This window comes from Acidocella sp. (assembly GCF_036489515.1).
Taxonomy (GTDB): Bacteria; Pseudomonadota; Alphaproteobacteria; order Acetobacterales; family Acetobacteraceae; genus Acidocella.
The window spans coordinates 1-11,076 of sequence record NZ_DASXFO010000066.1; the positions used below are offsets into that span (position 1 = coordinate 1).

Consider the following 11,076-nt stretch of genomic DNA (forward strand, 5'->3'; position numbering starts at 1 on the left):
GACGCGCCGGTCACGCTCCCGCCCGGCGGCAGGGCGCTGATCCCGACCGGCTTTGCCATGGCCCTGCCCGAAGGCTTCGAACTGCAGATTCGTCCGCGCTCGGGCCTGGCGTTGAAGCACGGCATCGTGCTGCCGAACGCCCCCGGCACGATCGACGAAGATTATCGCGGCGAAGTGCAAGTGATCATGATGAATACGGGCGCCGAAGCCTTCACCGTCACACGCGGCATGCGCATCGCCCAGGCAGTGCTGGCACCGGTGTGGCGCGCCGCCTGGATCGAGGTCGAAGACCTGGACAACACCACGCGCGGCGCCGGCGGCTTCGGCAGCACCGGGCATTAGAAGAGAATAAGGAAGGCTACTTTTTGTGAACAAAAAGTAGCAAAAAAACTTTGCTACGCTGGGCCATGGGCTTTGTCGCCGACAACGCCCATGGCCCAGCGTAGCCAGAAGTTTTTGCGCCGCTTTTTTCAAAAAGCGGCTGCTTTCAATGTGAAGCATCTTACTACATTAAGTGACATTTGCTCGCCGCATGGCTATGGCAGGGCAGAACTCTCCCCATAACGCCGGGCGGTACAATGAAGAATTTTACTCCTCCCGCCCTGGCCGGGCAGCGTGTACCCAACCGCTGGGACGGCGTGGCCATGGTGCTGGTCATGGGCGTTCTGCTGGGGGTGATCTCTGTCGGCCGACACACGATTTCGACGCCAATCGCGGCGATCCAGGGCACGCCGATCCATCTCGACCCGTCCTACCTGCCCGGCTACGCCCTACGCACCGCAGCGCGCATGTTCGCCGCCTTGTTTGTCTCCCTCCTGTTCACCTTCACCTATGCGACACTGGCGGCGAAAAGCCGGCGTGCCGGTCTGTTGCTGATCCCGATCCTCGACATCCTGCAATCGGTGCCGATCCTTGGCTTCCTCTCCTTCACCGTAGTGTTTTTCCTCGGCCTGTTCCCCGGCCAAGAGATGGGCGCGGAGTTCGCCTCGGTCTTCGTGATTTTCACCAGCCAGGCCTGGAACATGGCGTTCAGCTTCTACCAGTCGCTGACCACCCTGCCCGCCGACCTGCAGGAAGCGGCGCGCAGCTTCCGGCTCTCGCCCTGGCAGAAATTCTGGCGGCTGGATGTGCCCTTCGCGATGCCGGGGCTGGTGTGGAACACGATGCTGTCGATGTCCGGCGGCTGGTTCTTCGTCGTCGCCTCCGAGGCCGTCACCGTCGGCAACACCACATTTGCCCTCCCCGGAATCGGCTCCTACGTCGCGACCGCGCTGGATCAGCGCAACCTGCGGGCGATTTTCTATGCCATCCTGGCGATGCTCGTGGTGATCCTGCTCTATGACCAGTTGATCTTCCGCCCGCTGGTGGCATGGTCCGGCAAATTCCGTTTCGAGACCACCGCCAGCGTCAGCGCACCGGAACCCTGGATGCTGAAACTGCTGCGTCGGACCCAGCTGTTCCGCAACCTGGGCGAAGCGGTCGGCGCCGTGTTCGGCAGCGTCTTCCGGCTGCGGCTCGGGCGCAGCGCCGCGGCGCAGGTGGATGAGAATCGCGCGCCCTCAAAACTCATCGACAGGCTCTGGTACGCGGTGATCGCGGTGCTGGCACTCTATGCCGGCTGGCAGGTAGTCAGCTTCGTCTCCACGACCCTGCATTGGCATGATCTCGGCACGGCGATGCTGATGGGGGCCTATACGATGATCCGCGTCATCGTCCTGATGGTGATCGCGGCGCTGATCTGGGTGCCGATCGGCGTGTGGATCGGGCTACGTCCGAAAGCGACGCGCATCGCCCAGCCGATCGCCCAGTTCCTCGCCGCTTTCCCCGCCAACCTGCTGTTCCCGCCGGTGGTGGTGGCGATCGTGTACTTTCATGTGAGTGCCAATATCTGGCTGACGCCGCTGATGCTGATCGGCACGCAATGGTACATCTTGTTCAACGTCATCGCCGGCGCCGCCGCGTTTCCGGGCGACATGAAGGAGGCGGTGGCAAATTTCCGCGTGCGCGGCTGGTTGTGGTGGCGCAAGGTGATGATCCCGGGCATCCTGCCCTATTTCATCACCGGTGCGATCACCGCCTCGGGCGGCGCGTGGAACGCCTCGATCGTCGCCGAGGTGGCGAGCTGGGGCAAGACCAATCTCATGGCGCAGGGGCTCGGCGCCTACATCGCCGAGGCGACCGCTGACGGGAATACACCGCGCATCGTGCTGGGCGTGGTGGTGATGTCCGGCTTCGTCGTCATCTTCAACCGGCTGCTCTGGCGTCCGCTCTATGCCTACGCGACACGCCGCACCACTCTGGGGTAACGCATCATGGATCACACCGTCGAAACGCCATTGCTGACCGTCCGCAACTGCCGCCAATCCTACCACAAGGAAGCGAGCGCGGATCTGGTCGTGCTCGAGGATGTGGAGCTCACTTTGCGTGCGGGCGAGATCGTCGGGCTGCTCGGCCGCTCGGGCTCGGGCAAATCAACGTTGCTGCGCATCGTCTCGGGCCTGCTGAAGCCGACCGCGGGCGAGGTGACATGGCGCGGCACACCGCTCACCGGTCCCGCCCCCGGGGTCGCCATGGTGTTCCAGAGCTTCGCGCTGTTCCCCTGGCTGACGGTGCAGGAGAATGTCGAGCTGGGCCTGGAAGCCCAGGGCGTGAAGCGGGCCGAGCGCGAGGAACGCAGCGAGGCCGCGATCGATCTGATTGGCCTGGGCGGCTATGACGGCGCCTACCCGAAGGAACTTTCCGGCGGCATGCGCCAGCGCGTCGGCCTGGCACGGGCGCTGGTGGTGCATCCCGACCTGCTGCTGATGGACGAGCCGTTCTCGGCGCTGGACGTGCTGACCGCGGAGACGCTGCGCACCGACCTCATCGACCTCTGGATGGAAGGCAAGCTGCCGGTCAAATCCATCCTGATCGTCACGCACAACATCGAGGAGGCGGTGCTGATGTGCGACCGCATCCTGGTGTTCTCCTCCAATCCCGGCCGGGTGGCGCATGAGCTGAAAGTGCCGTTCGCGCATCCGCGCAACCGCTTCGACCCCGCGTTCCGGCAGATGGTGGACGATATTTACGGCATCATGACCCGGCGCAAGACGCCGGAAGTGCCGGCCACGCCGGCGGCGGCACCGACCGGCTTCGCCACCCCGCTGCATCCCGTCGGCACCAACCTGATGGCCGGCCTGATGGAGACACTGCACAACCCGCCTTATGACGGCAGGGCCGACCTGCCGGCGCTGGCGGCGGCGCTGCAATACGAGGCCGACGAACTGCTGCCGCTGGGCGAGACGCTGGGCCTGCTCGGCTTCGCGGTGCTGGAGGAAGGCGATCTGATCCTCACCGAAACCGGCCGCCGCTTCGTCGAGGCCGATACCGAGGAGCGCAAAACAATCTTCGCCGAGCAGCTGCGCGCGCATGTGCCACTGATCGCCGCGATCCGCCAGGTGATCGACCAGCGCCCCAACCACCGCGCCTCGGCGGTGCGCTTCCGCGACGAGCTGGAGGACCATATGTCCCCCGAATATGCCGAGGAGACGTTGCGCACGGTGATCGCCTGGGGCCGCTACGCGGAGATTTTCGAGTATGACGAGGAAGCCCAGCAATTCGGGCTTGAGGAAGAGGACGAGGAAAAAGTTTAAGGAAAGTAGCCGCTTTTTAAAAAAAGCGGCGCAAAAATTTTGGGAACCTAGTTTTTTTGCTACTTTTTGTTCACAAAAAGTAGCCTTCCCTTACCTTCTCGTTAGCGACCAATAAATCGGCTGCCGTCCGGCGGCGATGGCCTTGGCCTCGTAGCGGGTTGGCGGCCAGCCTTCGGGGCGGGTCAGAGTGCGGGACGTGATGGCGAACAGCTTCTGCCCCGCGAGCACCTCGTCGGTCCATTGCTGATAGGTCGGATCGTCGGAGGCGATGCGCCATTCGCCGCCCGGGCGTAGCGCGCGCGCCGCCTCGGCCAGCAGCTCCGGATGCACGAAGCGGCGCTTGGCGTGGCGCGATTTCGGCCACGGATCAGGGAACATCAAAAAGAGCTTGCCGAGTGCCGCCTCGTCCAGCTCACGCAGCAACGGGCGGGCGTCGTCGGTGAACAGGCGCAGGTTGCGCGGCGGCACCGGTGTTGCGGTCTCGTCCGGCGCCAGGCGGGAGAGCAGCGAGCAGATGCCGTTCTCGAAAACTTCCGCGGCGATCAGCCCGATTTCCGGATTCTGCACGGCCAGCGCCTCGGCATGCTCGCCGCCGCCGAAGCCCACTTCGAGCCAGAGCTCCCGCGGCGTGAACTCAAATTTCTGCGCCGGCCAGGAGAAGGTCGGCAAAAATTCCGCCAGCAGCCATTCCTGACGCGGGCGAAGCTTGTGGCCGCGCACACGCCCATAAAGCCGGTCAGGGGGCGGTTTCAGTGTCATGGATCAGCCAATAAAAAAAGGCGCGGTGACACTAGGCCACCGCGCCGGAGCAAAAAGAAAATCAGCGGCCGAAGGCGGACTTCAGGGCCGGGACGAGATCGGTCTTTTCCCAGGTGAAGGTGTTGAGATCGGCGTCCGGCGTGCGGCCGAAATGACCGAAGGCCGAGGTGACGGCGTAGATCGGGCGGTTCATCTGCAGATGCTCGCGGATGCCGCGCGGCGACAGGTTGACCAGCTGACGCAGGGTCTTCTCCAGCTTCACCGGGTCCACGTCCTTGTCGGTGCCGTGCAGGTCGACATAGAGCGAGAGCGGCTGCGACACGCCGATGGCGTAGGAGAGCTGCAGCGTGCAGCGCTCGGCCAGGCCCGCGGCCACCACGTTCTTGGCGAGGTAGCGGCAGACATAAGCTGCCGAACGGTCGACCTTGGTGGGATCCTTGCCGGAGAACGCGCCGCCGCCATGCGGGGCCGCACCGCCGTAGGTGTCGACGATGATCTTGCGCCCGGTCAGGCCGCAGTCACCGTCCGGACCGCCGATGACGAAATTGCCGGTCGGGTTGACGTAGAATTCCTTCGCTTCCGGCATCCAGCCGGCGGGCAGCGCCGCCGTCACGATCGGGGTCAGCATGTCCTTGATGTGACCGGCGTTCATGCCTTCTTCGTGCTGGATCGAGACGACCACCGAGGTGGCGCCGACCGGCTTGCCGTCGACATATTTCAGCGTCACCTGGCTCTTCGCGTCCGGCAGCAGGCCCTGGACGGTGGAGTTGGCGACGCGGCGCAGCTCGGAGATGCGGCGCAGGATCAGGTGAGAGTAATAGATCGGCGCCGGCATCAGCGCTTCGGTCTCGGTGCAGGCATAACCGAACATGATGCCCTGGTCGCCGGCGCCCTCGTCCTTGTTACCGGCAGCGTCCACGCCGGCCGCGATGTCGCTCGACTGCGCGTGCAGATGCACGTCGATCTTGGCATCGCGCCAGGAGAAGCCGGACTGGTCGTAACCGATGTCATGCACCGCCAGGCGTGCCAGATGCGCCAGATATTCCGGGGTGATGGTGTCCGGGCCACGGGTTTCACCCGCCAGCACGATGCGGTTGGTGGTCACCAGCGTTTCGCAGGCGACGCGGGAATAGGGGTCGGCAGCCAGATAGGCGTCGACCACGGTGTCCGAAATCCGGTCGGCAACCTTGTCCGGGTGACCTTCCGAAACAGATTCGGAAGTAAACAGAAACTCGCCTTTATCGCGCATCCAGAATATCCCTTATGATTCGGCGCTGTCCGATGACGTATCTGCCGGTTGGGGTCAAGCCTCAGAAGCCCAGCACGTCACGCATGGTATAAAGACCGGGGGGCTGGCCATGCAGCCAGAGCGCTGTGCGCACCGCGCCGGTCGCGAAAACCCGCCGGTCCAGCGCATGGTGGGTGAGCGAAATCTGCTCCGATCCGGCGGTAAAAGAGAGCGTATGGCTGCCGACGATCTGCCCGCCGCGCAGAGTCGCAAAGCCGATCTCGCCGTCCTTGCGGGCGCCGGTATGGCCGTCCCGGCCGCTGACCATGACATCCTTCAGCTTGACGCCGCGCCCGGCGGCGACGGCGTGGCCCAGGCCCAGCGCGGTACCGGACGGCGCGTCCACCTTCTGGCGATGGTGCATTTCCAGGATTTCCGCGTCGTAGGCGTCCGCCGGCAGGGTCGCGCCGAGACGCTCGGCGATGGCGAAGGCGACATTGACGCCGGTGCAATAGTTCGGCGCGGCGATGACCGGGATTTGTCGCGCCGCCGCCGCGATGGCCTGGGTGGCGGCCGCGTCAAAGCCGGTGGTGCCTAGCACCCAGGGCTTGCCCGCCGCCGCCAACACTGCGGCATGCGCCTCCACGGTGCTGGCATGGGTAAAGTCGATGATGAGGTCGGAAATCTCCGCCAGCGCCGCTAGGTCGGGGCTCAAAACGACGCCCGCGGGCCCGGCGCCCGACCGACTTGTGCCACCGGCAAGCGCCGCGAGCGCCGCCACTTCCTCGGCCAGAAGCCGTCCCATCCGGCCTGAAATGCCGGCAATGCCAATGCGTAATGTCATGGTCCACCGCATAACGGATTTTCGTAAAATCCCCAATCTTTACGGATCATGTGTCGGACCTTCCCGCCCCTCTCTTAGTTTGACAAACGGCGCGACTCTCTGGGATGAAGATTAAGGAGAGTTAATGACTCCTGTCAGGGAGGTTTTCGTGGTGCGGGGGATCAAGGAAAGCCGGACCATCCAACGGGGCAAAACCCTGAAAATTTTCGCCGGGCTGGGCTTGGCGCTCACCCTCACCGGCTGCCTCTCGGCGCAGACGCCGCAAATGGCGCAGGTCCCGACCAACGACGGCAATGTCGGCGTGCTGAACGTGGCCGACGCGGCGATCGCCGGCAACGATCCGCAAATGGCGCTGCAGGTCACCCAGTCGGTACTGACAAACAATCCACGTGATGTGCAGGCGCTGTATCACGAGGGCGCGGCCTATTACGCGATGAACCGCTGCGAGGATGCGATCGCCGCCTATCAGCAGGCGCTGAAAATCGACCCATCTTCCTCGGAGGCCGAAACCGGGATCGGCCGCTGCCTGCTGCAGCGCAACGCCGCCGAAGCTGAGTTGACCTTCACAAAGGCGGTGCAGGACGACCCGCGCAACGCCGCGGCGCAGAACGATTTGGGCGTCGCCCGCGACCTGCAGGGCAATTACGCCGGAGCCATCGCCCCGTATAAGCAGGCGCTGCTGCTCGCCCCGGGCGTGATCTCCACCGAGGTGAATCTCGGCCTGTCGCTGGCGCTCTCGGGGGACGGCGGGGATGCGCTGCAATATCTCGGCCCGCTCGCCACCGGCCCGGAGGCGACGCCGAAAATCCGCGAGGATTACGCCGCGGCGCTGGTCGCCGCGGGCCGCCAGGACGAGGCCAGACAGGTGCTCAGCATCGACCTGCCGCCCGATCAAGCGACGGCGCTGCTTGCCGCCTTTACCAACGTCATCGCCAACAAGCGCCATTAAGCAAGCGGCCGCTTTTTAAAAAAAGCGGCGCAAAAACTTTTGTTATGCTGGGTCATGGGCGTTGTCGGCGACGCAGCCCATGGCCCAGCATAACAAAGTTTTTTTGCTACTTTTTGTTCACAAAAAGTAGCCTTACTTTTCCCTCACATCCCCCCGGGATAATTCGGCCCGCCAGCCCCTTCCGGCACAACCCAGTCGATATTCTGCGTCGGGTCCTTGATGTCGCAGGTCTTGCAGTGCACGCAATTCTGCGCGTTGATCTGCAATTGCGGATTTCCCTGTTCGACGCCGGTGATTTCGTAAACCCCGGCGGGGCAATAGCGGGTTTCCGGGCTGCGATATTCATTCCAGTTGACGCTGATCGCCTTGGCCGGATCGCGCAGCACCAGATGCGCCGGCTGGTTCTCCTCGTGATTGGTGTTGGAGAGAAACACCGAGGAGAGGCGGTCGAAGGTCAGCTTATTATCCGGTTTCGGATAGTCGATCGGCGTTGCGGCGCCGGCCTTGAGCAGGGTCTCGTGGTCGCTGTGGTTGCGCAGCGTCCAGGGCGCCTTGCCGCGGAACACGTACGTATCGAGCGCCGCGTTCGCCAGGCCGCCATAGAGGCCGAACTTGGCGAAGCCGGGGCGGATGTTGCGCACCTCGTGCAGCTCCGGCCAGACCCAACTGGCACGCAGCATGTCGGCATAGGCGGTGACCTCGGCGGGCTTGCCGCCTTTAAGCGCTGCGGCGAGCGCTTCCGCCGCGACCATGCCGGATTTCATCGCCGTATGCGTCCCCTTGATCTTCGGCACGTTCAGCGTGCCGGCGGCGCAGCCGACCAGCACGCCACCGGGAAAGGTAAGTTTCGGCAGCGATTGCAGCCCGCCTTCATTCAGCGCGCGGGCACCGTAGGAAATTCTCTTGGCCCCCTCAAAGACCGAGACAATGGCGGGATGCGTCTTGAAACGTTGCATCTCCTGGAACGGCGACAGATAGGGATTCTTGTAGTCCAGCCCTACGACGAAGCCATAGGCGACGAGATTCTCGCCGAAATGATAGAGAAAGGAGCCGCCATAGGTGTCAGACTTGAGCGGCCAGCCGATGCTGTGCATGGCCAGCCCCTTGCGGAACTTTTCGGGCCGCACCTCCCACAATTCCTTGATGCCGATGCCGTAGGTCTGCGGGTCGTTTTTAGCGTTCAGGCCGAAGCGCTGCATCAGCTGTTTCGACAGCGAGCCGCGGCAGCCTTCGGCGAAAATCGTATAGGTCGCGCGCAATTCCATGCCGCGCTGGTAGCTCGCGGTCGGCTGGCCGTCCTTGCCGATGCCCATGTCCCCGGTGGCGACGCCGACGATGCGGCCCTCTTCCATCAGCAGTTCGGCAGCGGCGAAGCCGGGATAGATTTCCACGCCCGCCTCTTCCGCCTGCTGGCCCAGCCAGCGCACCACATTGCCTAGCGAGACGATGTAGTTGCCTGCGTTATGCATCTGCGGCGGCGTCGGCAATTGATAGGATTTTTTCGCGGTCAGGAACAGAAAGCGGTCTTCCGCCACCGGCGTGCTGAGCGGGATCATCGCCGGGTCGCACTCCCGGAACAGTTCCTTGAGCGCGCGCGGTTCCAGGACCGCGCCGGAGAGGATATGCGCGCCGACCTCGCCGCCCTTTTCCACCACGCAGACGGACAGGTCAGGGTCGATCTGTTTCAGCCGGATCGCCGCCGCCAGGCCGCCGGGGCCGGCGCCGATCACCAGCACGTCGAATTCCATCGCCTCCCGTGGCTCGAGCTGTTCTGACAAATGATGCCTCCTGGCTGTTTTGCGTCGTATAGGTAATACGCGTGTTGTGCGTAAAGGTACGGCGGAATGAGTCACGCGGATATGGTCCTGGTCGAAGCGCTGCGCCTGCAATGGGAATGGGGCGCCGAGGAGGCGCTGCTGGACGCGCCGCAGGACCGCCGTCACGCGGCGGCGCCCGCCGCGCCCGTGACGCCGGCACAACGCGCCAGTACGGCACCGCCAGAACACGCTGGTGCGGCGCCGCCGCAACACGCTGGTGCGGCGCCGCCGCAACGCCCCCGCGCGCGGGCCCCTTCCATGCCCGCCGGCCCCGCGGAAGCCGCACAAATCGCCGCGCGATGCCAAAGCCTGGAGACGCTGCAGGCGGCGATGGCTTCCTTTACCGGCTGCGCGCTGCGCGACACGGCCACGCAGCTGGTGTTCGCCGACGGCGCCGCCGATGCCGGGCTGATGATCATCGGCGAGGCGCCCGGGGCTGAGGAAGATCGCGCGGGTAAGCCCTTTGTCGGCCCGGCCGGGCAGTTGCTGGACCGCATGCTGGGCAGCATCGGCCTGGACCGCCGTCAGGCCCGCATCGCCAATGTCGTGCCCTGGCGGCCACCGGGCAATCGCACGCCGACCGAGGCGGAAATTGCCCTCTGCCTGCCCTTCCTGCACCGCCAGATCGCGCTCATCCGCCCGCGCGGGCTGCTGCTGCTGGGCGCGGTGGCGGCGAAAGCGCTGCTGGCCCCGCCGGAGCGGGATCTGGGCATCAGCCGGCTGCGCGGCACCTGGCGGCAGATAAACATCGAAGGCCTGGACTCGGCCGTGCCGGCACTCCCCAGCTTCCACCCGGCCTATCTACTGCGCATGCCAACCGCCAAGGCGCAGGCCTGGCGGGACCTTCTGGCGCTGCGGGAATGGGTGGAAAGCGCTGACCATAAAGCAAATATCACGACTATGTGATCAAATTTTCGACTTGGCGCGCAGGAAATCCCTCAGATTCGTCTTATTAAATAGATTTGTCTCGCCGATAAACCTTGCATCGGGCAGTTGGGCTGTGTACGGACGTCTGCATGCGAGGAGCTCATTCTATGCTCTCCCGCCTGAACGTCACCGTGTTGGCTTTGGCTACGGTGTCCGTTTTCGCCTTCGGTCTCGTCGACAGCACGAGCGCCATGGCGAAGTCCCCCGACACGGGACAAGGCTCGGGACTCACCCCTCCCCCCTCAGCGCAGCTTGGCGCAACGAGTGGGGACAGTTTTGCCTATGCGGTTCCCCGCAATGCACCGTCGCCCGACGTGGAAGTCGTGCTGCCCGAACCGCTGCCGCCCAGCGCCGTCGCAATGTATAAACGAATTTTTACACTGCAAAATGCCAGAAGCTATGCGCAAGCCGACAGACTGATCAGCCGTCTGAGCGATCCGACCCTGGTCGCCACGGTGCTGGCGGCGCGTTATCTGAGCGACAATTATATCAGCTCCCCCGCGGAACTGCAGCATTGGTACGCAAGCTACCGCGACCAGCCGGAAGCACCGGCGATTTATGCGCTGATGCGCCATAAACTGCCTATGCGAGACCTGCCTCCGCCGCCCCGCATAGCGTTACTGCCGGAACAGACAATGACCGCCGGCGCCGCCGCCCCCCCCGCCCTGGGGACGGACGACGTTTTTTGGCGGCACCGCTTTGCTTACGGCCTGGCCGAGTGGAAAGCCGGTGAACTGGGTAAAGCCGCCACCATTTTTGCCGGCACCGCCGCGATGGCCAGCATTTCTGACGATGATCGCGCCGCCAGCGCATTCTGGGCAGCCCGTGTGGCGTTGCGGCAGCATCGGCCGGACGCTTATCTCAGCTGGCTGCAGCAGGCGGCAAGCAGCGGCGGCACGTTCTATGGCCTGCTGGCCGGA

9 protein-coding genes and 1 pseudogene are annotated in these 11,076 nt (G+C 64.4%); 6 read left to right on the plus strand and 4 right to left on the minus strand.

Translation table 11 applies throughout. The annotated features are described in order from the left end of the window. From dut to VGG47_RS10470, 3 genes are all read left to right on the plus strand, one after another. The coding region (gene dut / locus VGG47_RS10460) for a dUTP diphosphatase (RefSeq protein WP_331538208.1) at positions 1 to 342 on the plus strand (342 nt) is incomplete at its 5' end. A gap of 236 nt (positions 343 to 578) precedes the next feature. After that, positions 579 to 2,306: an ABC transporter permease gene (locus VGG47_RS10465; RefSeq protein WP_331538210.1), complete on the plus strand. Its 1,728-nt coding sequence runs from the start codon at positions 579 to 581 to the stop codon at positions 2,304 to 2,306. A 6-nt stretch (positions 2,307 to 2,312) separates the two neighbouring features. Next, positions 2,313 to 3,632: a nitrate/sulfonate/bicarbonate ABC transporter ATP-binding protein gene (locus VGG47_RS10470; protein WP_331538212.1), complete on the plus strand. Its 1,320-nt coding sequence runs from the start codon at positions 2,313 to 2,315 to the stop codon at positions 3,630 to 3,632. 90 nt (positions 3,633 to 3,722) lie between these two features. On the opposite strand, the gene trmB is transcribed toward VGG47_RS10470, so the two are convergent. The 3 genes from trmB to dapB all read right to left on the minus strand — a co-directional run bounded on the left by trmB (position 3,723) and on the right by dapB (position 6,463). Further along, on the minus strand, positions 3,723 to 4,391 hold the full coding sequence (gene trmB, locus VGG47_RS10475) for a tRNA (guanine(46)-N(7))-methyltransferase TrmB (RefSeq protein ID WP_331538214.1): 669 nt from the start codon (positions 4,389 to 4,391) through the stop codon (positions 3,723 to 3,725). A gap of 61 nt (positions 4,392 to 4,452) precedes the next feature. Continuing rightward, the gene (gene metK, locus VGG47_RS10480; protein WP_331538216.1) at positions 4,453 to 5,640 is read right to left on the minus strand and encodes a methionine adenosyltransferase; all 1,188 of its coding nucleotides are present in this window, start codon (positions 5,638 to 5,640) and stop codon (positions 4,453 to 4,455) included. A 61-nt stretch (positions 5,641 to 5,701) separates the two neighbouring features. Next, positions 5,702 to 6,463 carry a 4-hydroxy-tetrahydrodipicolinate reductase gene (gene dapB / locus VGG47_RS10485; RefSeq protein WP_331538218.1) on the minus strand — a complete coding sequence of 254 codons (762 nt, stop codon included), beginning with the start codon at positions 6,461 to 6,463 and terminating at the stop codon, positions 5,702 to 5,704. Between the two features lie 124 nt (positions 6,464 to 6,587). Between dapB and VGG47_RS10490 the strand changes: the two genes are divergently transcribed. Further along, positions 6,588 to 7,412 carry a tetratricopeptide repeat protein gene (locus tag VGG47_RS10490; RefSeq protein WP_331538220.1) on the plus strand — a complete coding sequence of 275 codons (825 nt, stop codon included), beginning with the start codon at positions 6,588 to 6,590 and terminating at the stop codon, positions 7,410 to 7,412. Between the two features lie 143 nt (positions 7,413 to 7,555). On the opposite strand, the gene VGG47_RS10495 is transcribed toward VGG47_RS10490, so the two are convergent. After that, complete coding sequence (locus VGG47_RS10495; RefSeq protein ID WP_408841883.1) at positions 7,556 to 9,160, minus strand: electron transfer flavoprotein-ubiquinone oxidoreductase; 1,605 nt, start codon at positions 9,158 to 9,160, stop codon at positions 7,556 to 7,558. Positions 9,161 to 9,256: 96 nt separating this feature from the next. Here VGG47_RS10495 and VGG47_RS10500 point away from each other — a divergent pair, with 96 nt between their 5' ends. Continuing rightward, positions 9,257 to 10,135 (plus strand): uracil-DNA glycosylase, encoded by an 879-nt coding sequence (locus VGG47_RS10500; RefSeq protein WP_331538224.1) that lies wholly within the window; start codon positions 9,257 to 9,259, stop codon positions 10,133 to 10,135. Between the two features lie 128 nt (positions 10,136 to 10,263). Continuing rightward, a pseudogene (locus VGG47_RS10505) lies at positions 10,264 to 11,076 on the plus strand (hypothetical protein); the annotation flags it as partial.